Consider the following 25,363-nt stretch of genomic DNA (forward strand, 5'->3'; position numbering starts at 1 on the left):
AATAACTAATTAAAAATTAAAAATTATGAAAAAAACTACTCTTTTAATCCTTTCACTTTCATTAGGTTTGTTAGGATATTCTCAATCATTACCATTAGATTTTGAGGTCGCTGAAGATGACAATTTTGGTGGTTTCAACGGTACAGCCGCGAGTGTTGTGGTAGATCCAACTGATGGAACTAATCAGGTTTTAGAAATGGTAGGTGCTGGCGTTGATTTTGATGGTGCTGCAATTACTCTAGATACCTATATAGATTTATCTGATGACAACAATAACACCATTACAATGGAAATTTGGGCACCTGACGCTACAACTAGAACCCATTTGTTAAAGCTTGAAGGTGGCTCCTCTGGTGCTACAGAATTATTTTTTGACACGACCGTGTCAGGATGGCAAACTGTAAGTGTTGACTTTGGAGCAGGACTAGGTAATGAGTATCCGGTGTTAGTTATTTTTACAGACTCAGGTTCTGGAAATACTGCTACAGGTACATATTACATAGACGATATAGATGGACCAAATGGTGCGGCTATTGCTGTTGATCCAGTACCACCTACCGTAGCTCCAGTGCCAAATGTGCCTGATGCTGAAGTTTATAGTATTTATAATGATACGAATGGTTATACAACTAATTTTCCAGTAGCTTATGCTTTCGGAACATCACAGGGTGAGGTTGACTTAGATCCTGCGGCTGGCGTCAATAATGCATTAAAAATGAATTTTACTGTGGCTGGATGGGGACAAGGTGAAGGTGGTCCTGATGATCTTACTGCTTATGATTTTGTTTCTTTTGATTATTGGGCTTCTTCAGGAACTCCAGGGTTTAGGTTTGTACTAATTGATAACGATGGTGCTGTGGAAGAATTTAATTATGAAGTAGGAACTAATGAAGCAGTTGTTAATGAAGCGTGGACAAGCGTTGAGATACCAATGACTTATTTCACAGGACTAGGTTTTTCTCAAGCTAACTTATTTCAATGGAAGGTTGATCCTTTTATGCAGTCTGTTGCACAAGGTGGAATAGTTTATTTTGACAACATAATTTTTACCGCCAATAGTTTATCTACGAATGAGTTTGAAACATCTAAGTTTGAAGTTTTTCCAAATCCTACAACAAACGCTTGGAATTTAAAATCAAACAATGATATAACGAGTGTGGAAGTGCATGATATTTTAGGAAAACGAGTTTTAGCTTTACAGCCAAATCTTTCTGAATTTACAATTAATGCATCAGAGTTAAATGATGGTATTTACTTAGCTAAGATTACTACAGCTAATGGAACCAAGACCGTAAAGTTGGTTAAAAACTAAGAACTTATTTTTTAGTAGAGAGAAAAGGGTGTATATTATACACTCTTTTTTTATTAAAAAGTATTATTTATAATGACAACACTCAAAGAGTTAGCAGCCCTTCTTAATATTTCTGTTTCGACAGTTTCAAAAGCTTTAAATGATAGCCATGAAATTAGCGAAAAAACCAGAATACGTGTTAAAGAATTGGCTGCTAAGCTAAACTACAAACCTAATAGGATAGCGCAACAACTAAAAACCAATAAGACTAAAACAATTGGTGTTATATTACCAACGGTAACCAATCCGTTTTTTGCTGAGGTATTGCATGGTATTGAGATGGCTGCTACCAATAACGATTATGATATTATTGTTTGTCTATCTAACGAAACTATGCACAAAGAAGAACGGAGCCTTGAGTTGTTGTCAAATGGAAGTGTAGATGGATTTATTATGGCTGTAGCAAGAGAGAGTCAGGTAAAAATGCAAACAGGGCATATTAGAACTATTTTGGATAATAAGATTCCTGTTTTAATGTTCGATAGGGTAGTTAATGACATTAATTGTGATAAAGTTATTGTAGATGATTTTAAATCTGTTTATGAAACTACTGAGTATTTAATTAAAGAAGAGAACAGAAAAAATATTCTTCTAGTAAGTAATATTGAAGAGCTTAGTGTTGGAAAGTTAAGAACTAAAGGATACTCAAAAGCATTACAAGACCATAATTTAGAAGCAAATATTTTAAGACTTGATAATGCGCTAGATGTTGAGCAGAGTATTTATGATTTTTTGTCTAAAAACAATAAAATTGATGCCATCATTTCGATAGATCATGTTACAGGAATTGTAGCTATTAACATGGCTAAAAAGTTAGGTAAAGAAATTCCTAAAGATTTATCTGTCATAGGCTTTGGTTATGAGCACACTCAACTCTTATCTAGTCCTAAAATTTCAATTGTTCATCAAAAAGCACACAAAATAGGAGAAATGTCTATGAAACTACTGATTGACAATATAAATACAGAGGAGCATCAATTGCAAACCATAGTTGTACCTAGTGAGCTTAAATTAAGTGAATCTACTAAGTAAGTATTTCACATTTAGTATCATAAAAAAAGCCTGATTAAAATCAGGCTTTTTTATATTATTCGGATAAGATATTTAGTTACCCTTAGCTTTATCTACAGCATCGTTACCGGCTTTTTTAGCTGCATCAACAGCATCATTACCAGCATCTTTAACTTTGTCTACTGCATCATTTGCAGCATCTTTAACATCGTCAGCCATGTCTTCTGCTCCTTCTTTTACGCTATCAGCCGCGTTTTCAATAGCATCACCAGCGTCATCTACTGCATCTTCTATTGCATCACCTGCGTCTTCCATAGCGTCACCAGCATCGTCCATTGCTTCTTCAATAGCGTCTTCTGCCTTTTCTTCTTTTGTTTCTCTACAAGAGTTTAATGATAATCCTAGAAAAGCAACTAATGCTAAACTTAATACAACTTTTTTCATTTTAATAGTTTTAGTGTTAATTTATGTTAATATACGAAAATACTAAATTCATTGAATTTTCAACGAATTTATTGAATTATTCCATATATACGTTTTGCTATATACGTATATAATTAAGTATTTGGACTACTGCTCCCTTATTTTTATCTATATAGTTTTTGTTAATTAGGCCTTGTGCTGTGCGCTTAGGTTTATCTTCAATTAGTTTATATAAAACGGATTCCAACTCAAAAGAACTTAAAACTGATTTTACACCTCCTAAATTTATAAGCGTTTTTGCTTCAGGAAATTTTTCATAGTTTTTTCCAATAAGTATTGGTATACCAAAGACGGCTGGTTCTAATATATTGTGCAATCCCGTTGAGCCAGCTCCTCCACCAATGTAAGCAATATGAGCATAGCTATAAACTTTGCTTAAATAACCAATAGTGTCAAGAATAAATACTTTATAGTCAGGTAGGTTTTCGCTAGGCAATTCTGAATAACAAATTGTTTTAACAACTATTTGCGATTTTAATGATGTAATATAACTGCGCTTTATGTTATGTGGTGCAATCACAAATTTAACGTCTAAGTCAAGATTTTTATTTATAAAATCTAGATATAATTTATCATCATCTGGCCAAGTACTACCTAATACAACACATAATTTATTGACCTTAAAATCTTCAATAAACGAAACAGAATTGTCAATTTTTAATTGATTTGAAACCCGATCAAAACGTGTATCACCAGAAACAGTAACACTGTTATAATCAATATTTTTGAGTAATGATTTAGAATTTTCATCTTGCGTAAAAATATGACTGAATCCAAATAAAGCAGATTTCATGTAACTACCATACCATTTAAAAAAAGTTTGGTCTTTTCTAAAAACAGCAGAAATAAGAATTGCCTTTAGCTGACACCTTTTTATTTCATGTAAAAAGTTAGGCCAAATATCATATTTAACAAATAGAATATAATCCGGACTGACGAGATCTAGAAATCGTTTTGCATTCGCTTTGGTGTCGAGAGGAAGATAAACTACGACATCTGCTATTTGGGCATTTTTTCTAACCTCATAACCCGAAGGGGAAAAAAATGACAAAACTATTTTATAATCAGAATACTGGGCTTTTAAAGCTGCAAAAACAGGTAAACCTTGTTCATATTCACCAAGCGAAGCACAATGAAACCAAAATGTTTTGTCTTCTGGTTTAATAGCATTTTTAAGCTTTGTAAAGGTGCTTTTTCTACCAATGACCCCTTGTTTCAATTTAGAATTGAATAATCCTGCAATTTTAATCGCAAAACTTGCAATGTAAATTCCTATGGAATAGAGTCCTTTCAAAAACAAAGATTTGTGCTAAAATACAGTTCTTTCAATTAAAAGCATTGGCTCAGCCATTACAATTTCGTATTTTCGCTAAGAGCTTTAGGCTTTTTTACACATACACTAAAAATGTTGTCTTAAGAATGAAAAAAATTCAAATGGTTGACCTTCAGGGTCAATATGCAAAAATAAAAGATGTTGTAGATCCTTCAATAGAAGAGGTGATGAATAGTGCCTCTTTTATCAATGGACCGAAAGTACATCAATTTCAAAAAAATCTTGAAAATTACTTAGGAGTAAAACATGTTATTCCATGTGCTAACGGAACAGATGCTCTGCAAATTGCTATGATGGGCTTGGGATTAAAACCTGGTGATGAAGTGATAACAGCAGATTTTACCTTTGCCGCAACTGTTGAAGTTATTGCGTTGTTGCAGTTAACACCCGTTTTAGTAGATGTAGATCCTGTAACATTTAATATAGATATTGACGCTATTAAGAAAGCAATTACTCCAAAGACAAGAGCGATTGTGCCTGTTCATTTGTTCGGCTTAGCTGCTGAAATGGATGCTATAATGGATTTAGCGAAAGAACACAATTTATATGTTATCGAAGACAATGCGCAAGGTATAGGCGCAGATTACACGCATCAGGATGATTCTAAAACAAAAACTGGAGCTATAGGTCATGTGGCTTCTACGTCATTTTTTCCATCTAAAAATTTAGGATGTTATGGAGATGGTGGAGCTATTTTTACAAATGATGATGATCTTGCACATACAATCAGAGGTATAGTAAATCATGGTATGTATGAAAGATACCATCATGATGTTGTAGGAGTGAATTCGAGATTAGATTCTATACAAGCGGCGGTTTTAGATGCAAAATTACCGCATCTTGATGACTATAATAAAGCAAGGCAAAATGCTGCACGAAAATACAATGAAGCTTTTGGAGATCACCCAAAAATTATAATCCCAAGTGGAAGAACTCAATGTAATGGTATCTGCGAGACATGCGACTGTCATGTGTTTCATCAATACACTCTAAACCTAAAAGAAGTAGATAGAGATGCTTTAGTTGCGCATCTACAGGAAAAAAATATTCCTTGTGGAGTATATTATCCTATACCATTGCACAGACAAAAAGCTTACGCAGATGAACGCTATAACGAAGCAGATTTTACAGTTACAAATTCCTTAGTAAAGTCAGTGATTTCCTTACCAATGCATACCGAATTAGATAATGAGCAGATAGAGTTTATTACATCTACAGTTTTAAGCTTTATTGATAGGAATTCTTAATTATGAAAATTTTAGTCACTGGTGGTTTAGGTTTTATTGGTTCGCATACCGTTGTAGAATTACAGAATGTAGGCTTTGACGTTGTTATCATTGATGATTTGTCTAATTCTTCTGTTGAAGTTATAGATGGTATTACTACAATAACTAACAAGAAACCACTTTTTGAAAAATTAGATTTAAAGATAAAGTCAGAAGTTAAAGATTTCTTTAACCGTCATAATGATATTGCTGGAGTTATTCATTTTGCTGCAAGTAAAGCGGTTGGTGAAAGTGTAAATGATCCTTTAAAGTATTATGAAAACAATATCAATGCATTAATTTATGTACTCCAAGAATTAACTAAGCTCAATAAAAAGAATTTTATTTTCAGCTCTTCTTGTACAGTATATGGACAAGCTGATGAATTACCAATTACAGAAAATGCTCATGTAAAACCTGCAGAATCTCCTTATGGTAACACTAAACAGATTGGTGAAGAAATTATTAGAGATACATGCAGAGCAAATGGAGATGTAAATGCAATTGCTTTACGTTATTTTAATCCTATTGGTGCACACCCAACTGCCGAAATAGGTGAATTACCTGTTGGAGTACCTCAAAATTTAGTGCCATATATAACACAAACGGCAATTGGTATACGAGAGAAATTATCTGTTTTTGGTGGTGATTATGCTACACGGGATGGAACTTGTATCAGAGACTATATTCATGTTGTGGATTTAGCTAAAGCACATGTTGTTGCTTTGCAGCGCTTAATAGGTAGTAAAAACGATTCTAATTTTGAATTTTTTAATCTTGGAACCGGAACTGGAAGTTCAGTTTTAGAAGCTATTCAATCTTTTGAGAAAGTTTCAGGTAAAAAATTAAAGTATCAAATTGAGGATAGAAGAGAAGGGGATGTTATTTCGGCATATGCAGAAACCTCTAAAGCTAATAATATTTTAGGTTGGAAAACAGAACTGACCTTAGATGATGCCATGGCTTCGGCTTGGAAATGGGAACAAAAAATTAGAAATAAATAAATTTAATATGCAAACTTTACTTAAAATCCTAGTCTTAATATTTACAGTGTCACTTACTGCACAAAATACATACTTACATTGTGGTAAATTAATCGATACCAAATCCGGTAAAGTACTTACAGAGAAAACGATTGTAGTTTCAGGCAATAAGATTATTTCTGTTGAAAATGGTTATATTAACTCAAAGAATTCAGAAGATACAGTTGTTGATTTAAAATCTAAAACTGTAATGCCAGGCTTAATTGATATGCATGTTCATATTGAAAGTGAAACCAATCCAAAATCGTATTTAGAAGATTATACATTGAATGATGCTGATGTGGCTTTTAATTCTGTAAACTATGCAAAAGTATCTTTAATGAATGGTTTTACAACTGTTAGAGATTTAGGTGGTTCTGGTGTTAATGTTGCCCTAAGAAATGCAATAAACTCAGGAAAAATAGATGGTCCGAGAATTTTCACAGCTGAAAAAGCATTAGCAACTACAGGCGGGCATGCAGACCCAACAAATGGTGCTAAGAAAAGTATTATGGGTAATCCAGGACCTAAAGAAGGCGTGGTTAATGGAGTGGAAGACGCAAAAAAAGCGGTGAGACAGCGTTACAAAAACGGTGCGGATTTAATTAAGATTACAGCAACAGGCGGTGTGTTGAGTGTTGCGAAAAGCGGACAGAACCCTCAGTTTTCTATTGAAGAAATAAAAGCAATTTGTGAAACGGCAAACGATTATGGTTTTCATGTTGCGGCACATGCACATGGAGATGAAGGAATGCAACGTGCTATTATAGGCGGGGTAAAAACAATAGAGCATGGTACATTGATGAGTTCTGAAACTATGGAACTTATGAAAAAGCACGACGTATATTTAGTGCCAACAATAACTGCAGGAAAATTTGTTACTGAAAAAGCAAAAATTGCAGGATACTACCCTGAAATTATAGTTCCTAAAGCTTTAGATATTGGTCCTAAAATTCAAGATATGTTTGGTAGAGCATACAAAGCTGGTGTAGGCATTGCCTTTGGTACAGACGCAGCTGTTTTTTATCATGGAGATAATGGTAAAGAATTTGGTTATATGGTAGAAGCTGGAATGCCTGAAATGGAAACCCTACAAAGTGCAACAGTTACAAATGCTATGATTTTAAAAATGGAGAATAAAATTGGGCAGATAAGAGCAGGTTATTTGGCAGATATTATTGCTGTTGATGAAGATCCAACTAAGGATATTTCTACTATGGAAAATGTTTCTTTTGTTATGAAAAATGGCGTGATTTATAAAAATCAGTAGTTTCTCTATTTATCTACGAAAGTCACCTAAAAAAGTACTTCCTAAATATCGTTAAGCGTATTATAGCAAAGTTAAGTATTGTCTAGACTGCTAACTGACACATTAAGCTATTTCTTGGATTTTTACTCTTTTATTGTGTAAAATGCTAAAAAAAGGTAAACTTCTATCGGTTTTTACACATTTATGTCATTTTTAAGAAGGTTTTAAGATTTTATTTCGTCTGTTGGATATAACTTTAAGATATATCAACTATCTTTTAATCAACTAAAAACCTAAAAATGGCTTTTCTAAGACGAATAGTAATATTTGTAGTCTTATTCTTGTTTTTTAATGAGAGTAACGCAACAGTCTATGGAAAACCGTATAATAATTTTAAAATCGAAGAATTATCAAATAAAGAATTAGATAGTATTCTCGAATATCAGAAAGCGAAAGACTCTCTAAAACGTGAAAACTTGATTAAAATTAACGAGTCTTTGCTGTCTAAAAACACAATAGATTCGGTTTCTGTAAATAAGACTCTAGCCATTTTGTACTCTGAAAATAATAATGCAGAAAAGGCTTCAAAGCACATAAAAAAGTATATAAAATATACTCAAGATTTGTCAATCTTAAATGATCATGTGTTCTCAGACATAAAAAAAGAAGCATCATACAGTGATTTAATTAATGAATATAAACCACAGTTTAATTTTCTTGCCATTATACATGCATTAACAGGTATTATAGGAATTTTTATGGTCATAGTACTTTTTGGAAAAAAGAACTTAGATAGAACATCAGTTATGCTAATAGGGTTGTTCGTACTATTTCATTCTGTATTTATGTTGCATATAAGTCTGTTTGTCTCAAATTACAATTTAAAGTTTCCTCATTCTTTTTATATATCAACACCTTTTTCCTTTTTGTATGGACCGTTACTCTATTTTTATTTTAAGAGAGTTGTTCAGAATTACAGATTATCGTTTAAAGATTCTGTTCATTTAATACCAACATTAATATTGATAATTTGGCTCATACCATTTTATACCTTAAGTGGTACTGAAAAGTTTTACTTACAAATGGATAATACACAGTCTGTTTTAATTGGCACTAAAGTAATAGTTTTATTAAAAGCTTTGTCATTATGCCTTTATGCGGCAGGAATTTATATTGTTTATAAAAACAAAACAGACAATAGAAAATTAGAAAATTCTGAAGTCAAAAGTAGAGCGCTGTGGGAGCGAAGCATTATGATTATTTTTGTGTGTTATGCCTTAGCTTATATCTTACATGGCGCAGTTGTAGTTAGATTTGTAGAATATACACCTTTTACTTATTTAAAAGCAATTTTTATGATTGCTATGATTTTTTATATAGCATTAATGTCAGGTCTTAGACCAGAAATTATTATGAATGCAAACGGCAATTCTAATAGTAGTAATAAATTACCGATAAAATACCAGAAGTCTAACCTTACACCTAGTCTTTCTAAAGAACTTAAAGAAAGGCTTATGGGTATGCTTACTAATGATAAAGTTTATAAAAATAATGATATAAGCTTGGAGTTACTATCAGAGACTTTAGGGACAACAAGACACAATACATCACAGGTTATCAACGAGCATTTTGACATGAGTTTCTACGATTTAGTAAATTATTTTAGAATTATGGAAGCAGTGGACATTTTTGATAAAGACCAGAAGCGTAACCTAAATATTATAGAAGTGGCATATGAAGTGGGGTATAATAATAAAGTAACTTTTAACAAGGCGTTTAAGAAGCACATGAATCAAACGCCTTCCTCCTATTTAAGATCCATGCGTTTTGCTTAGAGTCCTAAATATCAATCTTACTTTTTTTTCTTTCTTGAGAATAGTTGAATTATGTAATTGAGAACTATTCTCTATCTACACATTTGTTTTATTAAGTAGGTATAAACTTAAAAAAACTAATAGATAATGCTTATAAGTTATTACTATATGTGGCAGATATAGAAAACTTGTGTCTTGAGGGTAAACTCATATAATTATCAAAAATAGTCTTTAGGGATTATTTTTAATGACTCTTTACTTTTCAGAAATTTCACTCTCAATTTTATCTAAAAACATTATACTGTTTTTAATCTTTGTCTCCAACCCTTCTCTTAGTGTCGTTAAAATGGTAAATACATAGTAATTATCTATCGGTATTAGTAAATCTTTATAGTCATTAACCTAAATATAATCTCTTCTTGGTTCTTTTACTTAAGCAATTGCAAAGGGAGGCAGTGTAGCCTTGCTTTAATTATGAAATATCCATGTTAACTTTAATTTCATCAGAGTAATTATTTTAAGTTAGTCTTTAAAATATACTTCACTGCCAACCTTTCTTTTTGCAACAAGCTAACTGTATAATTTAAATTAAAATTTATGAAAGTAAAAAATTATGGTTTGGTTCTGTTGTATTTATTTCTTGGAATTCAAATGGGATTTGCACAAGAAAAGATAATTACTGGAACTGTTACAACCGCTTCTGATGGATTCCCATTGCCAGGGGCTAATGTTATTATTAAAGGGACATCAAGAGGTGTACAAAGTGACTTTGATGGAAAGTACTCCATTACGACATCGGTAGGTGATATTTTGGTGTTTTCATATGTAGGTCAAAAAACTGTAGAGATAACAGTTGCAACAGCAAATGTGATTGATGTAAGTATGGAATCGGACAATGAATTGGATGAGGTCATTGTAGTAGCTTATGGTACCCAAAAGAAAGAGGCTATTGTTGGTTCTGTTGCCGTAGTTTCAAGTGAAACACTAGAGAAACAACAAGTTACCTCACCATTAAGAGTTTTACAAGGAACTGTGGCTGGTATAAATTTAATTACAGCTGGCGGTCAGCCTGGAAATAATCCAAATTTTGTTATTAGAGGTTTCGGTAGTTTTAATGGAGCAAATAGTCCACTTATTGTAATAGATGGCGCACCATTTACAGGTAACCTAAATACGATTAGTCAAGATCAAATTGAATCTATATCTGTTTTAAAAGATGCATCTTCGGCTTCACTTTATGGGTCACGAGCTGCCAACGGAGTTGTTTTAATAACGACTAAAAGAGGAAAGAAGAATACTAAAACTAGCGTAAGAGTAAGAACTCAGTATGGTATTTCTAATCCTGCTGTGGGTATTCATGATATTGTAAATTCTGAAGATTATTTAAAACTAATGTGGTCTGCACTTAGAAATGATAACTTATATAATTCAGGTCAATTATCTACAGATGCGGCTAACAATGCTTCAAACAATTTGATTCCGACTTTAGGTTATAATCCATATAGTCAAAATAACCCAGTAGGTCCAGATGGTAATTTAATTCAAGGAGCTAATCTATTGTGGGATACTGATTGGGAAGATGCGGTGTTAAGAGAAGATGTTCCAAGGATTAATCACAATATAAATATTTCTGGTGGTACAGAAAATACGAACTATTTTTTCTCTGTCGATTACTTAAGTGAAGACGGACCAGTAATTAAATCAGATTTTGAAAGAATAGCTTCAAGAGTCGGATTAGATACACAAGTTAATGATTGGCTTAAATTAGGAATTACAAGTGGTTATTCGAGGTCTTATTCTAATAATCCTGACCAAACTTCTGGAAGTACTACGCAAGCTATCTCATGGATATATAATGTTAATGGTATTTATCCACTCTTTGTAAGAGACGCTAATGGTAGTTTAATTTTGGATGATAATGGTAATACTATATATGATTTAGGTAATGGTAACGGAAGGCCAATTGGTCAGCCAGTTAACTTTAATAGGCCAACTAACCAAGGTGAAAATATTTTAGCTTCTATATTATTAGGTAGTGAACAACGAATAAGAACAAACTTTCTAGGATCTGCATATGCTGAAATGAAATTCTTAAATAACTTCACTTTTAGAACTACGCTGAATTACGAAAATTTTGTTTTTGATAGTCATAGTTTCAATGATGATGAGATTGGTGCTGCTTCTAATGTAGGAGGACGTGTTAGTAAGGCTAGAAACGTTACAACCGGTCTAAATGCAGTACAAGCGTTGAATTATAAAACGACTTTAGGTGATAAACACTCAATTTCATTTGATGTAATTTTTGAAGCTAATACTACAACAGCGGATACATTTAGAGCATCTGCCACAGGATTTTTGCCTGGCCAGGAAGAGTTAGGTAATGGAACTGTAGCTGAATCTTTTGGTGGTTTTAGAACTGAGCGTAGAATAGTTAGTTCGCTAGGAAGACTTGCTTATAATTATGATAGTAGATATTTTATTGAAGGGTCTTTTAGACAAGATAAATCGTCTCAATTTAATGAAGACTTTAATACTGGTGAATTTTTCTCTATAGGTGGATCGTGGAATGTTTCAAATGAGAGCTTCATGGAGGATCTAGATTGGTTAAACAGCCTTAAGCTTAGAGCATCGTATGGGGAATTAGGTAATATTAGTATTCCAGGTGGATTTTTCCCTACTAGTTTCTTGTTTGGAGGAGCAAATTTTGGAGGCGTAGTGATATCTCCTGTAGAAGGCCAGCCAGCTAATTTGCCATCTGGCACTTTGCCAGATCCATCTCTACAATGGGAGACTTCTACAAACTTTAATTTGGGTATGGATTTTACGATATTTAATGGGGCACTTAGAGGAACTGTAGAATATTTTAAAAGAAGAAGTGAAGATTTAATTCAGGATATTACAGCTACTCCATCACCAGGTGTGCCAACTGTTAGAGCAAATGCTGGTATAATTGAAAACTCTGGTTGGGAAGTTACTTTAAATAGTAATATACTTTCTAAGAATGATTTCAGTTGGAGTGTAGGTGGTAATTTTTCTTTATTGAAGAATGAGATTATTCAAGTTTCTCCATTTACAGATAGACAAGTTCAAGGCACCAAGTTATGGGCTCCAGGAAATTCACTTTTTGAGTTTTTTATCAGGGAATGGGCTGGTGTTAACCCGGCAAATGGTGATGCACTATGGTATCAAGATGTTCTAGATGCAAATGGAAATGTTACTGGAAGAGCGGTTACAAACGACTATGACCAAGCAACTCGTTATGAAACAGGAAAGGAATCCTTACCTGATATACAAGGCGGATTCAATACAAACTTAAGATACAAGCAATTTGATCTTAGTGCTTTGTTTAATTTCAGTTTGGGTGGGTATTTGTTAGATACCGATTATTCTGGATTGGTTAATAATTTTGATGCAGTAGGAGCATCAGCTCATCCAGACAACTTTAACGCATGGTCTCAACCAGGTGACATTACTGATTTCCCAAGGTTAACTACTTCTAATAATAACTTTAACTCTCAATCAACAAGGTGGTTGTTTAAAAACGACTATGTGCGTCTTAAAAGTTTAACTGTTGGTTATAATTTACCTCAAGTTGCTTTAGAGGATATAGGTTTATCGTCCGTAAGAGTTTATTTCCAAGGAGATAATTTGTTGACCTGGCAAACGCATGGAGGTATAGATCCAGAGCAAGCATTTAATGGGCTTACAGCCAACAGATCACCTCTACAAAGAACATTTACGTTTGGGACATTAATTGAATTTTAAAAAATAAAAATGATGAAAAATAAGAATAACAAATTTTGGTTTATACTGCCAATTGTAGTTGTAATCGTTACAAGTACTTTTTTGTCTTGTGAAAAAGATTTTATTGAAGAACCTTCAGACACTACAGGAGTTACTGATGAATTAATTTTCTCTACAAGGGATAATGCTCAAACTTTTGTAAATGGGATTTTATCAAATTATAAAGGCCAATATGGAAATGTAGATGCTGGAGGCTTATACGCTATGTATTTTGCAAGAGCTGTAAAGGGGAATGATATAATTCAAGATTTTAGTTGGTACACATTTGACTATGGACATGAAAATAGGGAACCTAATTTTAGAAGAACAAACTTTACTTGGGATTTTAATTATGAGAATATCAATTTTGCGAATACATTAATATTTGGAGTTAATAATAGTAATGGATTAAGTGATGACGATAAAAGAGAGTTTATTGCAAAAGGTAAGTTTTTTAGAGGTTTTCACTTGTTTGAATTGGCTTTAGATTTTGCTCCAAATTACAACAATGATAGAAGTTTAGAAAGAATACCTATTTATACGACTCCTACATCATTAGAGACCGTTGGAGGTAATCCTCCAATGCCTATGAGTGAAGTTTATGGGCAAATTATTCAAGATTTAGAAGATGCTGTTGCAGATTTACCAGATTCTAGATTAGGTAAGAGTTTTATTAATAAGGCTGTTGCTCAAGCCGTTTTAACTCGTGTGTATGCTGTAACTCAAGACAATTGGGCGAGAGTTTCAGACTTAGCTAGAAGTGCCTATGGCGGCAATGCTATGCAGGCAGTCCAATCATCTAACTGGGGAGCTGGTTTTGGAGATATGCAAGACCAAGAATGGATATGGGCTTTATTTCAAAATGGATCAGATGAGACTAACTTTTTCTGGGGGCATGCCGCTCCTATGATGGATCACTTAACTTTGAGTTATAATGCCTCATACATAGATCCAGATTTTGTATCAGAATTCTCTTCAACAGATGTTAGAAATACTTTTATAGATATATATGGTGTCTCAGCTACAACACCTTGGAGAGAGTTTGTTTCAACCAAATATGCATTTACTTTTAGTTCTGATATTCCATTAATAAGAAAGTCAGAAATGGTTTTGTTTGATGCAGAAGCGCAATACCATCTTGGAAATATACAAGAAGCCAGAGACCTTTTGTTTGCTTTGCAATCTGCTAGAGATTCTAATTCTATTGTTACGACCAATTCTGGACAAGCACTATTGAATGAAATTTTGCTAGAAAGAAAAAAAGAGTTTTATGGAGAATTTGGACCTCAATGGTTTGATGCTAAACGCTATAATCTGCCTATAAATAGAAATGATATTCATAGAATTTCTATTGACATACCTTCTAATAGCAATCTATTTTTCTTAAAAATCCCAGAGGATGAAATAGATTTAAATGAGAACTATGCAGGATTTAACAATATTTAATTTTAAAAAAAAATAATATGAAAAAAGTTTTATTAGGAGCTTTGGTTTTATTTGCTTTATTAATTGTTGCTTGTGACAATGATATAGAACCTGATGTTCCAAGTGTTTCCGATTATGATTTCATAAGTTTTCAAGATGATAATTATGCTTTCGAAGTCAACCAAGGGGATTCTAGTACACATCCAATATCAATTTATAGTTCTAGAATTTCTTCTTCAGATAGGGTTATAGAATTGGCAGTTGTACCATTAGACCCTAATGATCCTAGCCAAGGAACAAATATAGATGCAAGTCTCTATACTGTGCCAGCTTCAGTAATAATTCCAGCAAATCAAAGTTCAGTTGAGTTTGATGTGACCATTACAGATGATGGTCTCGACTCTAGTAGTAGATTGGTTTTGGATTTTGCTAATTCTGTTACAGATTTATCTCCTCACTCTATTGTCATGGGTATTGAAATAGTATGTCCTATCAATGAATTACTGTTTGATATAACGTTTGATAATTATGCCGAAGAAACGAGTTGGGAGCTTTACGATCTCAATGGAGTATCTCCAGTCTTATTAGAATCAGGTGGCGGTTACGGGGATTTGGATGATCAAACAATACAAATAAGACTATGTATTGGCAGTGGTAATTTTGGTTTCGTTATTTATGATGCTTATTCTGATGGTATTTGCTGTAATTTTGGCTCAGGATCTTATAGTTTAACACTTAATGGTGAAGAATTTTTTACTGGAGGTTCCTTTGGTGCTAACGAAGCTACAAGTTTTACTGCACCATAAAGTGTTTATGCTAAGCTTATAAATCAAAAAAGGGCCTCGTGATAATGAGAACCTTTTTTGATTTATTTTTATTCTAAACTATAACTGGTTATAATTGTAATTAAATTTTTATACTAAGAATTGTTTTAGGCCGTTTTCTTTTTACCAAAAAGACCACTGAATAATAACATAATCATTCCAGTAGTAACAGAGAGGTCAGCAACATTAAAAATACCAGTTTTAATTGTTTCTGTAATTTTTATAAAAAAGAAATCTGTCACTTCACCAAAAACTATACGATCAAAGACATTTGCAATACCTCCACCAACAATACAACAAAAGGCAATTAAACTCAAACGATCTAATTCTTTTGTTTTAAAGATGTAATAAATTACATAGCCAAGAACTAAAGTAGGTAATATAAGAAGAAAAATAAGTTTTAAAGTTGGATTCATATCACTACCCATACCTAAGAAAGCTCCTTGATTTTCAACCCAAATTAATTGAAAGTAATCTTTTATAACATTGATTTCGCCTTTACCTCCTCTAACCATGGTTGTTCTAACTATAATTTTTGAAATCTGGTCAATAGCAATATTAAATGCTATTAGAAGTACAATAAATAAGTTTCTATTCAAAACAATAGGTGATTATGAGTTAGTTTCAAATGTTGCAGAAGCGGTTTCGGCTTCTCTATTTATTTTCCTAACTAGGCCTTGTAGAACTTTGCCAGGACCAACTTCTGTAAAATGGGAAGCGCCATCTTCAATCATTTGTTGTACAGATTGTGTCCAGCGTACAGGTGCAGTTAATTGCGAAATTAAATTCGCTTTTATTTCGTTTTCATCTGTAATCGCTGAAGCTGTTACATTCTGATATATTGGGCAGTTTGGTTTATTAAATATTGTATTTTCTATTGCAGCAGCTAATTCTTCGCGAGCTGGTTCCATCAATGGTGAGTGAAATGCTCCACCTACTGGTAAGACCAAAGCACGTCTTGCACCTTCTTCTTTCATTGCTTCACAAGCTCTATTAATAGCATCAACTTCTCCAGAAATCACTAATTGACCAGGGCAATTGTAATTTGCAGCAACTACAATACCTTCTGTCATTGCGCATATTTTTTCTACCACGTCGTCATCTAAACCTAAAACAGCGGCCATGGTACTTGGTTGTAATTCGCAAGCTTTTTGCATGGCTTGAGCACGTTGCGAAACGAGCTTTAAACCATCTTCAAATGTTAATGCTCCAGCCGCAACTAATGCCGAAAACTCACCAAGTGAGTGACCAGCAACCATATCTGGTTTAAAACTATCTCCTAGAGTTTTAGCTAAAATTACAGAATGTAAAAAGATAGCAGGTTGTGTGACTTGAGTTTCCTTTAAATCTTCGGCAGAACCTTCAAACATCACATCAGTGATATGAAAACCTAAAATATCATTAGCTTTTTCAAATAACTCTTGAGCTAAAGGTGAATTCTCGTATAGGTCTAATCCCATTCCTGAGAATTGAGCTCCTTGACCCGGAAATATATATGCGTTCATTAGTTTTAAATTTAAGATGCAAAAATAGGAATAATATTAAACTTATAAGTTAGAAGTAGCAGCTTCTGCACAACGCTCTCCATCCATAGCAGCAGAAACAATACCACCAGCATAACCACCACCTTCTCCACATGGATATAAGTTTGTGATTTCTGGATGTTCTAAAGTTTCAGTTCTTGGAATATTTACTGGAGATGAAGTACGAGATTCTACACCAACTATATTAGCTTCCTCAGTATAATAGCCCTTCATTTTTTCGCCAAAAGCTTTAAACCCTTTTCGTAAAGAACTACCTATTAATTTAGGTAGTAAGGAATGTAGCGGAGAAGATTTTAAACCAGGTTGATAAGAGGTCTCATTTAAGTTCGAAGATAACTTACCTTCTACAAAATCCGTGAGACGCTGGCCTGGTGCTGACTGTCGTCGTCCACCAGCTGTAAAAGCCAAGCGTTCTAATTTTTTCTGATATTCTAAAGCCTTTAAAGCTCCAAATTGTTCGTATTTATATAAATCTCTATCGATATTAATTTCGGTAACGATACCAGAGTTTGCAAACTTATTATTTCGTTTTGATGGAGACATACCATTGACTACCACTTCACCATCTGCCGTAGCTGCCGGAACTATAAATCCGCCAGGACACATACAAAAAGAATAAACGCCTCTGTTATTAACTTGCTCAACTAAACTATATGCTGCAGCAGGTAATAGGCCATCTCGTGGTTCTCCTTTGCAGTGGTATTGAATACCATCTATGATTTCTTGTGGATGCTCAACACGAACTCCCATAGCAAATGACTTCGCTTTTAGTGCAATATTTTTATCATTCAGTAAATAGAAAATATCTCGTGCTGAGTGCCCTGTTGCTAAAATGACTTTTTCAACATTGAGCTCATTTCCGTTTTGAAGTTGAATAACAACAATTTTATTATTCTTAATAGTAAAGTCTGTAACCCTGGTTTCAAAATGAACTTCTCCTCCATATTTCAAAATAGTTTCTCTAATATTCTGAACCACTTTTGGTAATTTATTCGTGCCGATATGTGGATGTGCATCCACTAGGATTTGATCTGTGGCGCCATGAAACACCAAATTTTCAAAAATTCGTCTTACATCCCCTCTTTTTAAACTTCGGGTATAAAGTTTACCGTCACTGTAAGTGCCAGCTCCACCTTCTCCAAAACAGTAGTTAGAATCTTCATTAACAATGTGATCTTGATTTATAGCTTTTAAGTCACGACGACGCTCTTGTACATTTTTACCACGTTCTAAAACAATTGGTTTAAAACCTAGTTCAATACAACGTAATGCTGCATACATTCCTGCAGGTCCAAAGCCAATGATATGAATAGGCTTTGCTTTTGAGACGTCTTTGTAATCAAATATATAATCTGATGTTTCAGGAACAGGCTCGTTGATGTAAACTTCAACTTTGTAGTTAAACATAATTTGACGCTTGCGTGCATCAATTGATTTTCTCAGAATTTTAATTCCAGAAATATCAGAAGTTTTCATACCCAAGTCATAAGCTGCTTTGTTAAGCAATCCATCAGGTTTTCCTTCTTCATGAAGATTAATACGTAATTGCAAGGCTTTTATCATAGTGCGAAATTAGTTATATTTATTAGGTATAAAAATCTAACCAACGAAATATAAAAACTTAGACTTATGGAGTTTACATTAACAACTAATATTAAAGCAACACCCAAACAAATTTATAAGTCCTGGTTGAGTACACAGCGTCATAGTAAAATGACAGGTGGTGCAGCTTTTGTTTCGGACAAAGTAGGTGATACGTTTACGGCTTGGGATGGTTATATCAAAGGAAAGAACTTAGAATTAGAGCCTTACAATAGAATAGTACAAGCTTGGAGAACAAAAAACTTTGAAGATAATGAAGGTGATTCTCAAATAGAGATATTGCTATCTGAGCAAGGAGAAGAAACAACATTGACCTTAACGCATACAAATGTTCCAGAATCTGGTGAGCACTACAAAAAAGGTTGGAGTGAGAGTTACTTTGAGCCTATGAAGCGTTATTTTGAAGTTATAAATAACGATTAAATAAAGAGCACCCTTCCTAAATTAATAGGAAGGGTGCTTTTTTTAGATGAATTGTTTTATTCTTCTAGGCTAATACTTTTAATATTATCCTTATAAACGCGATCTATTAAAATATGTCTTGGATCTATTGCAGCTTTAGCAGGAAGTGAATCTAACTGCATAGTATAAGTTGTTTTTTCTTTATTAAATTTTAAACGCTTTTGTTCGTATAAATTTTCCTCATCATCATCCATAAAGAACCCAACATCAATCCAATCATTAATAGCAACTCTTGTTTCGTTACCTAAACTATCTGATTTAATCTTTGCGCTTTCAATTTCTAAAGTCACTTCATACTTGCCATTATCTAACGCTTTATAATTAGCTTCTTTTAAGCGGTTATCATATAATGTAATTTCCTTAAACCAATCAGTGATTAAATATTGTAAAGAATCAGGAACTTGTGGTTCTAAATGTTTTAAGAAATCTAACGATGTTGGATAAGGTGGTTTCTTATAGCGATACTCTTCTAAGAAGTTTTTCATAGCCAAGTTAACTTTATCTTCACCTATGTAATCTTGAAGGGCATATAAAATGACACTACCTTTTCCATAATGAATATAACCTTGATTTTCTACCTTATATAATGGTACTTCTTTAATACGTTCACCACTTCGACCTCGTAAATAACGATCGTGATCGTACTTTGTGAATTGACGCATTTTCATAGGATTCTCGGTGATATTCTTAATAGTCATTAAAGAAGAATATTCAGAAAAACTTTCACTCATCATCGTACCTCCTTGCATATTAGCGCCAATAACTTGGTGTGCCCACCATTGGTGACCCATTTCGTGAGCAATAACAGCATCTACAACATTGTTTTCGGTTTCATCTTCAAGATTAATAACGAAACCTATAGCTTCAGAATATGGCATCGTTCCTGGGAATGCTTGCGCAAAAGAGGCATAACGTGGAAACTCTATAATTCGACATTGTTTATGAAAATATGGTCCAAAATTTTCTGTGTAATAAGCTAAAGAGCGTTCTACAGCATCCAGCATCATGTCAACATTTTCAGGATGTTTTTCATCGTAATAAACCTCGATATCAATACCATTCCATTTGCGTTTTTTAATTTCATAATCAGCTGACATGAACGAGTAGAAATTCAAAGATGGTGTATCTGTTTTATAATGATAATAACTTCTATCGCTCTCTTCCCACTTTTTAATTAAAGAACCTGGCGCAATGGCCGTTTGCTCTTTAATTGTAGAAATAATAGTTTCAACATTTATAAAATCGGATTGTCCATTGTTCAAATAATTACGATTGTGTAATTCTGAAAGTTCAGCAGTTAATTCTGGCGTACGCTCTTTTGGTTCTAAACCATACTTCTTACGTATGTTTTTTTCACTAAGCTCATAACCTTCGTTATATCCCATAGTTGGTAGAATTTCTCTGTTATTAAAGAAAGTTCCATTTTTTATAATCATGGTATTACCAGTACCATTTTGAAAGCCTTTAGTAATATATTTATTTTCTACTTGCATTACAATTGTGTCTCCAGGTTGTAACGGTTTACTTAATTTATAAATATTATATAAGTACGTAGTGTCTTTATAAACAATGCTTGCACTAGGTATATTTAGTTTAGTATCCCATCCTTCACCATCGAAAAAGTGCAGCGAATCAATAATACTATTAGATTCATTTACTAATTCTATATCTGCTTTTACATGGATATCTCTTTCGTTGGGAAATATGTCAATATAGTATTTTGCATTAGTGACCTTAGGATGTGTAGCATCTCTATATTTACTATACTTCTTTTCAAAATCTGCCATAAGCTGCTCTTGCTCATCACCAGTGCGATACGGATTTACAATTTGCGTATTGTAATACACAAAGCTTGCAACTCCAATCCAGACAATTGCAGAAATTGCTATAACAGCTCTATAACTTTTAGGCACTTCTTTTCTAGCTGTTTTTATTCGGGTTAAAAGCGAACTTTTTGAACCACGATTCCAGAGTGCACCAGCAATTAATAAGGCTATTACTGAGAATAAAACCCAATAAAGATTAAACCATAATGCACCCTTTACTCCGGGTCCAAAACGATTCATATCCGAATAAAATGTAGATGGTCCACCACCAACATCTAACATGTTAGAATTTAAGTCTAATATACTTAGGACAATTTCCCACACAAGAAGGATTAATATGGCAATAAAATAGCCTATGTATTTATTGCTAGATAATACTTGCACCAATATTGTTACACCAGCAAAGGCAATAAATAAGGGTAAATTATCATAGAAAAAATCTAACAGATAAACATCAATCTCTATACGCGTAAAGCCGTGAAGTAATTGGTAAATAACACCAAAGCCTAAAAAGAAAATGTTTATTATAGAAGCAATACTTACCAAAGACAATCCTTTTGCTGCCATTGAAATGAAGGATGTGTGCGCAGTAGCATCTACAACTTCATTAATTTTATAGTCTCTATCGCGCCATATTAACTCACCACTGAAGAACACAACAATGATAATGATGAATATATCTGTGTTGTCTTTAATAGAGTCAATAAGTTTATAAGTTAGCGGATAAGATTGCAATCCAAAATACTCAAAACCACCACTCAAATCTGCTACCAATATGATGATACAGAATAAGAATAGTATTTTAAACGTGATACTCTTTACAATACTCAAAAAGTTGGTATAGAAGAAACTTTTAAATTGAAGCCAGTTCGTTGTTTTTGAAAATGAAGGATTAAGTTGAGGTAAAGAAAATACGGTTTCATTACTAGAAGCGTTTACCTTTTCTTTTTTCACTTTTTTATTCTTCTTTTTGAAAGAAAAACTAAAGTAGGACAGCATTAAAATAATGATTCCGACTCCCGTCCAAATCAATCGATTCCAGAAGAGTACTCCGGAAAACCCTGGACTAATCGTATTTTTTTCAGCAGGAGTAAAATATTTGGTTTCTATAGAATACGTGTTAATTCCAAAGATATCAGATAAACCAGCAATGGATTCATTATCTACATCAGACATTAATGAGCCAGAAATAATATAGGCTACAATAATAACTAAGCCACCAACAAATGATATGACTGTGCTTTTCCATTTATTCGCCATCGCAAAAATTATTGCGCCAGCCAAGAACATATTTGGAAGAATAAATAGCAGGTAGTTATTTACGAAGGTCTCAAGATAGAATGGTCCAAAACGAGATTCATCTATCCATCCGAAAATAGAATTCATATACGTACCTAAAAGCATTCCTATAAATACACCTAGCAATGGTAAAGTAGATACGAAAAGAGCACCAAAAAAGCGACCAAAAAAGTAACCTGGTTTGCTTAAAGGTGTTGTAAATAGTATTTCGTTGAATTCGTTATTATGATCTCTTAATGCAGCATTATTAAAGAATGCAGCTGCCATAAGTAAGCTGAAAATACAAAAGATGGTCACATGAAGTGTTAGTGTATATGGCGAATTACGATAGACATTACCTATAGCCCCACCAACTTGTACATTGTCACTTACTGTGGCAAAAAACTCCATCAGTCCTAGGATGAAGATAAATATATACACCATAGGTTGCTTAAGTGTATACTTTAATTCCGAAAGAAAAAATGTTTTAAACATAACTAAAATGGTTAGGATTGATTAGACAAGTACGTTAGACGTGTTGATTTTAGAAAAGAATACATCCTCTAAATTAGGAGCCACTTGTTCAAATCCATTTTGCGGATGTTTGTCGTCATATACATGAATAAGCGGTTGTCCACCTACCATTTTATTTGAAATAATTTTATATTTATTAGCATAGTTCTCAAGTTCATCTCTGCTAACTATTTTTTGAAATACTTTACCATTAAGAGCTTCTGTTGCATCTTTTGGTGAACCTTGATAAACGATTTCGCCAAAATTCATAATTGCCATTTTGGTACATAATTCGTGTACATCTTCTACAATATGTGTTGAAAGAATAACTATGACCTCTTTACCTACGTCAGCTAACAAATTATAAAAACGATTACGCTCACCAGGATCTAATCCTGCAGTTGGTTCATCTACAATGATGAGTTTGGGGTTTCCAATAAGTGCTTGTGCAATGCCAACACGTTGTTTCATTCCACCAGAAAAACCCTTTACTGATTTTTTACGCTTATCGTAAAGATTGACTTTGTTCAACAAGTAATCTACAAGAAGCTTGCGTTCTTTGGAATTGGTAATTCCTTTTAGAATGGCTAAATGAGTTAATAATTGTTCTGCTGTAATACGTGGATACACTCCAAATTCTTGTGGTAAGTAGCCTAATACTTTTCGTATTTCTGCAGGTTGATTTAAAATATCGATATCATCTAAAGTGGCTGTACCAGAATCAGCTTCTTGTAAAGTGGCGAGTGTTCGCATTAAAGACGATTTACCTGCGCCATTTGGACCTAAAAGACCAAACATGCCATTTTCTAATTCTAAGCTTACATTGTCTAAGGCTTTTACACCGTTAGAATAGGTTTTTGATAAATTATTGATTTTTAATTTACTCATAGGAAAGTTATTTTTGATTGATTAGTTTGTAATAAGACGACCTAAATTGAAAAGAGTTACAATCCAATTCGATTTTCATAAATCACAAGATATGTCTGTCTCTATATATAGACGCTAGAAAAAGAGAAATGGTTGTCTATTCATTTTACAAATAAGTAAAATAATTTATTTTCTCAAATACGTAATAAAAGAAAACGCATAGGTATGCTTATCATCAGCATCATGAGTTGTTCTGCTAACTTCTGTCCACTTGGTGTTATCAATCTCAGGGAAAAATGTATCAGCATCTTCAAAAATTGAATGTACTCTAGTGATTTCAAGTTTATCGACCAAAGGCATGGCTTGCTTGTAGATTTCACCACCACCTATAATAAACGGTTGCTTATCATTTTTAGCTGCATCAACAGCGTCGTGTAATGAATTAACTACGATAACACCACTCGGAACCTCATAATCTGTTTGTCTGGTTATAACAATATGAGTTCTGTTAGGAAGCGGTTTTGGGAAACTTTCAAAAGTTTTACGTCCCATGATGATATGATGTCCATTAGTTAAGGACTTAAAACGCTTAAGGTCATCACTCAAATGCCAGATGAGACTATTATCTTTGCCAATAGCATTATTTTCTCCAGCGGCAACAATAATAGTTAATTCATTGGAATTTTTTTTTTCTGAAGGCTGAGGCAAATCTTTAGCTTCATTATAAGCTTGTGTTTGCGCTATTTTTGTTTCCTCTTTTAAGAAGTTTTGTTTTAGCTTATCAATACGAGCTTGTTGTAGATTCACTAATTTATCGAGCTGTTGTTTTTCCCAGTCTTTACCCATAAATTTATTAGTGATAAACACATTAATAAAGTGGTATAAGAATAAAATTAGCCAAGCCAGAATTGCATAGACAAACCAATTAATTCCTGCGATGGTAAAATCCTTACCAATACCCAAAACTGTGTTGGCAATAATTAAAAATACAGCACCAATTAAAAAGATGACAAAATGAATATACAAACGCTTTTTCTGTTTAATGCGTTTTTGGGCATTTTCAATGAGCTCTAATTGGTCTTTATCTATAGTTGAAACTTGCTTTTTCTTACCGAACATAGTCACTAATTTGTAGAGTAAAGATACTTTTTTTTCACTAAAACGTTATCGTAAAATCTAAAGTTTGAATATTTCAATTTTTCGAAAACGATATAGTTGAAAATCAAGCAGTAAGGATATTTTAGGGTGTTACTAATCCGTTAAAATTACTGTTTAAATTTTGCAGACTTAAAGAAAAAGTAATCTCTATTTTATGAAATTGATAATTCTTTAATCTTTGGGCTTTTAATCGATATTATCTGCAAATTTCTTTTATACTTTTGCTATGTAATTAAATTTATTATTATGGCAATTAAAAAGCAGTATTTAAAAAGTAAGCCAGTTTGTAAGGTGACATTTTCTGTTCCTGCAGAGGAGGCAAAAAGTGTAGCGGTTGTTGGAAGCTTTAACGAGTGGAATACTAAAAAAGCTACAAAATTGAAAAAATTAAAGAACGGTACTTTCAAAGGCACTGTTGATTTAGCAAGTGAAAATTCTTATGAATTTAGATACCTAGTTGATGGTAAGACTTACCAGAACGACGAGCAAGCAGATTCTTATGCTTGGAATGACTTTGCAGCAGCAGAGAATGGTGTTATAAATTTATAGGATA

Annotated in this window: 19 protein-coding genes; 11 read left to right on the forward strand and 8 right to left on the reverse strand. The window is 33.2% G+C overall.

Annotated elements, in window-relative coordinates; all coding sequences use genetic code 11:
- Window positions 1-25: 25 nt before the first annotated feature.
- Both Q0822_RS14570 and Q0822_RS14575 read left to right on the forward strand, forming a co-directional pair.
- Entirely contained in the window at window positions 26-1,312 is a 1,287-nt protein-coding gene (locus Q0822_RS14570) for a T9SS type A sorting domain-containing protein (RefSeq protein ID WP_299124901.1), read from the forward strand.
- Window positions 1,313-1,384: 72 nt separating this feature from the next.
- The gene (locus Q0822_RS14575; RefSeq protein ID WP_299124902.1) at window positions 1,385-2,383 is read left to right on the forward strand and encodes a LacI family DNA-binding transcriptional regulator; all 999 of its coding nucleotides are present in this window, start codon (window positions 1,385-1,387) and stop codon (window positions 2,381-2,383) included.
- A gap of 72 nt (window positions 2,384-2,455) precedes the next feature.
- On the opposite strand, the gene Q0822_RS14580 is transcribed toward Q0822_RS14575, so the two are convergent.
- Together Q0822_RS14580 and Q0822_RS14585 are read right to left on the reverse strand one after the other, a co-directional pair.
- A complete protein-coding gene (locus Q0822_RS14580) occupies window positions 2,456-2,806 on the reverse strand; it encodes a hypothetical protein (protein WP_299124903.1) in 351 nt (116 codons plus the stop codon).
- Between the two features lie 97 nt (window positions 2,807-2,903).
- Window positions 2,904-4,139, reverse strand: a complete 1,236-nt coding sequence (locus Q0822_RS14585; RefSeq protein ID WP_299124905.1) for a glycosyltransferase N-terminal domain-containing protein — start codon at window positions 4,137-4,139, stop codon at window positions 2,904-2,906.
- A 125-nt stretch (window positions 4,140-4,264) separates the two neighbouring features.
- On the opposite strand from Q0822_RS14585, the gene Q0822_RS14590 reads away from it, so the two are divergent.
- The 7 genes from Q0822_RS14590 (at window position 4,265) to Q0822_RS14620 (ending at window position 15,542) form a co-directional block, all read left to right on the forward strand.
- The gene (locus tag Q0822_RS14590) at window positions 4,265-5,425 is read left to right on the forward strand and encodes a DegT/DnrJ/EryC1/StrS family aminotransferase (protein ID WP_299124907.1); all 1,161 of its coding nucleotides are present in this window, start codon (window positions 4,265-4,267) and stop codon (window positions 5,423-5,425) included.
- Complete coding sequence (galE, locus tag Q0822_RS14595) at window positions 5,425-6,447, forward strand: UDP-glucose 4-epimerase GalE (protein ID WP_299125306.1); 1,023 nt, start codon at window positions 5,425-5,427, stop codon at window positions 6,445-6,447. The genes Q0822_RS14590 and galE overlap by 1 nt, the downstream gene beginning before the upstream one ends.
- A gap of 7 nt (window positions 6,448-6,454) precedes the next feature.
- The gene (locus Q0822_RS14600; RefSeq protein ID WP_299124909.1) at window positions 6,455-7,735 is read left to right on the forward strand and encodes an amidohydrolase family protein; all 1,281 of its coding nucleotides are present in this window, start codon (window positions 6,455-6,457) and stop codon (window positions 7,733-7,735) included.
- A 278-nt stretch (window positions 7,736-8,013) separates the two neighbouring features.
- Window positions 8,014-9,549, forward strand: a complete 1,536-nt coding sequence (locus tag Q0822_RS14605) for a helix-turn-helix domain-containing protein (RefSeq protein ID WP_299124911.1) — start codon at window positions 8,014-8,016, stop codon at window positions 9,547-9,549.
- 576 nt (window positions 9,550-10,125) lie between these two features.
- Window positions 10,126-13,293 (forward strand): TonB-dependent receptor, encoded by a 3,168-nt coding sequence (locus Q0822_RS14610; RefSeq protein ID WP_299124912.1) that lies wholly within the window; start codon window positions 10,126-10,128, stop codon window positions 13,291-13,293.
- Window positions 13,294-13,302: 9 nt separating this feature from the next.
- Window positions 13,303-14,757, forward strand: a complete 1,455-nt coding sequence (locus tag Q0822_RS14615; protein ID WP_299124934.1) for a RagB/SusD family nutrient uptake outer membrane protein — start codon at window positions 13,303-13,305, stop codon at window positions 14,755-14,757.
- A gap of 17 nt (window positions 14,758-14,774) precedes the next feature.
- On the forward strand, window positions 14,775-15,542 hold the full coding sequence (locus Q0822_RS14620) for a hypothetical protein (protein ID WP_299124936.1): 768 nt from the start codon (window positions 14,775-14,777) through the stop codon (window positions 15,540-15,542).
- Between the two features lie 125 nt (window positions 15,543-15,667).
- On the opposite strand, the gene lspA is transcribed toward Q0822_RS14620, so the two are convergent.
- The 3 genes from lspA to Q0822_RS14635 are packed head-to-tail and all read right to left on the reverse strand — an operon-like array spanning window position 15,668 to window position 18,667.
- Complete coding sequence (gene lspA / locus Q0822_RS14625; protein WP_299124939.1) at window positions 15,668-16,159, reverse strand: signal peptidase II; 492 nt, start codon at window positions 16,157-16,159, stop codon at window positions 15,668-15,670.
- Window positions 16,160-16,171: 12 nt separating this feature from the next.
- A complete protein-coding gene (gene fabD / locus Q0822_RS14630) occupies window positions 16,172-17,065 on the reverse strand; it encodes an ACP S-malonyltransferase (RefSeq protein WP_299124941.1) in 894 nt (297 codons plus the stop codon).
- Window positions 17,066-17,107: 42 nt separating this feature from the next.
- Window positions 17,108-18,667: an FAD-dependent protein gene (locus Q0822_RS14635; RefSeq protein WP_299124944.1), complete on the reverse strand. Its 1,560-nt coding sequence runs from the start codon at window positions 18,665-18,667 to the stop codon at window positions 17,108-17,110.
- A gap of 66 nt (window positions 18,668-18,733) precedes the next feature.
- Between Q0822_RS14635 and Q0822_RS14640 the strand changes: the two genes are divergently transcribed.
- Window positions 18,734-19,129 (forward strand): SRPBCC domain-containing protein, encoded by a 396-nt coding sequence (locus Q0822_RS14640; RefSeq protein WP_299124946.1) that lies wholly within the window; start codon window positions 18,734-18,736, stop codon window positions 19,127-19,129.
- Window positions 19,130-19,185: 56 nt separating this feature from the next.
- Here Q0822_RS14640 and Q0822_RS14645 read toward each other — a convergent pair whose 3' ends face one another.
- The 3 genes from Q0822_RS14645 to Q0822_RS14655 all read right to left on the reverse strand — a co-directional run bounded on the left by Q0822_RS14645 (window position 19,186) and on the right by Q0822_RS14655 (window position 24,771).
- Window positions 19,186-22,767 carry a M1 family aminopeptidase gene (locus Q0822_RS14645; RefSeq protein WP_299124948.1) on the reverse strand — a complete coding sequence of 1,194 codons (3,582 nt, stop codon included), beginning with the start codon at window positions 22,765-22,767 and terminating at the stop codon, window positions 19,186-19,188.
- A 21-nt stretch (window positions 22,768-22,788) separates the two neighbouring features.
- Entirely contained in the window at window positions 22,789-23,673 is an 885-nt protein-coding gene (locus tag Q0822_RS14650) for an ABC transporter ATP-binding protein (RefSeq protein WP_299124950.1), read from the reverse strand.
- 165 nt (window positions 23,674-23,838) lie between these two features.
- Complete coding sequence (locus Q0822_RS14655) at window positions 23,839-24,771, reverse strand: dihydrofolate reductase (RefSeq protein ID WP_299124952.1); 933 nt, start codon at window positions 24,769-24,771, stop codon at window positions 23,839-23,841.
- 285 nt (window positions 24,772-25,056) lie between these two features.
- Between Q0822_RS14655 and Q0822_RS14660 the strand changes: the two genes are divergently transcribed.
- Complete coding sequence (locus Q0822_RS14660) at window positions 25,057-25,359, forward strand: isoamylase early set domain-containing protein (RefSeq protein ID WP_299124955.1); 303 nt, start codon at window positions 25,057-25,059, stop codon at window positions 25,357-25,359.
- Window positions 25,360-25,363: the final 4 nt, after the last annotated feature.

It is taken from the genome of uncultured Winogradskyella sp., assembly GCF_947496485.1.
Classification (GTDB): Bacteria; Bacteroidota; Bacteroidia; order Flavobacteriales; family Flavobacteriaceae; genus Winogradskyella.

Excerpts from the sequence above, each read along its gene's own strand:
- fabD (WP_299124941.1), bottom strand. The coding sequence starts at position 17,065 with ATGAACGCATATATATTTCCGGGTCAAGGAGCTCAATTCTCAGGAATG.
- Q0822_RS14650 (WP_299124950.1), bottom strand. The coding sequence starts at position 23,673 with ATGAGTAAATTAAAAATCAATAATTTATCAAAAACCTATTCTAACGGT.
- Q0822_RS14635 (WP_299124944.1), bottom strand. The coding sequence starts at position 18,667 with ATGATAAAAGCCTTGCAATTACGTATTAATCTTCATGAAGAAGGAAAA.
- Q0822_RS14580 (WP_299124903.1), bottom strand. The coding sequence starts at position 2,806 with ATGAAAAAAGTTGTATTAAGTTTAGCATTAGTTGCTTTTCTAGGATTA.
- Q0822_RS14645 (WP_299124948.1), bottom strand. The coding sequence starts at position 22,767 with ATGTTTAAAACATTTTTTCTTTCGGAATTAAAGTATACACTTAAGCAA.
- Q0822_RS14620 (WP_299124936.1), top strand. The coding sequence starts at position 14,775 with ATGAAAAAAGTTTTATTAGGAGCTTTGGTTTTATTTGCTTTATTAATT.
- Q0822_RS14600 (WP_299124909.1), top strand. The coding sequence starts at position 6,455 with ATGCAAACTTTACTTAAAATCCTAGTCTTAATATTTACAGTGTCACTT.
- Q0822_RS14640 (WP_299124946.1), top strand. The coding sequence starts at position 18,734 with ATGGAGTTTACATTAACAACTAATATTAAAGCAACACCCAAACAAATT.
- Q0822_RS14590 (WP_299124907.1), top strand. The coding sequence starts at position 4,265 with ATGAAAAAAATTCAAATGGTTGACCTTCAGGGTCAATATGCAAAAATA.
- Q0822_RS14660 (WP_299124955.1), top strand. The coding sequence starts at position 25,057 with ATGGCAATTAAAAAGCAGTATTTAAAAAGTAAGCCAGTTTGTAAGGTG.
- Q0822_RS14655 (WP_299124952.1), bottom strand. The coding sequence starts at position 24,771 with ATGTTCGGTAAGAAAAAGCAAGTTTCAACTATAGATAAAGACCAATTA.
- Q0822_RS14615 (WP_299124934.1), top strand. The coding sequence starts at position 13,303 with ATGATGAAAAATAAGAATAACAAATTTTGGTTTATACTGCCAATTGTA.
- Q0822_RS14610 (WP_299124912.1), top strand. The coding sequence starts at position 10,126 with ATGAAAGTAAAAAATTATGGTTTGGTTCTGTTGTATTTATTTCTTGGA.
- Q0822_RS14575 (WP_299124902.1), top strand. The coding sequence starts at position 1,385 with ATGACAACACTCAAAGAGTTAGCAGCCCTTCTTAATATTTCTGTTTCG.
- Q0822_RS14605 (WP_299124911.1), top strand. The coding sequence starts at position 8,014 with ATGGCTTTTCTAAGACGAATAGTAATATTTGTAGTCTTATTCTTGTTT.
- Q0822_RS14570 (WP_299124901.1), top strand. The coding sequence starts at position 26 with ATGAAAAAAACTACTCTTTTAATCCTTTCACTTTCATTAGGTTTGTTA.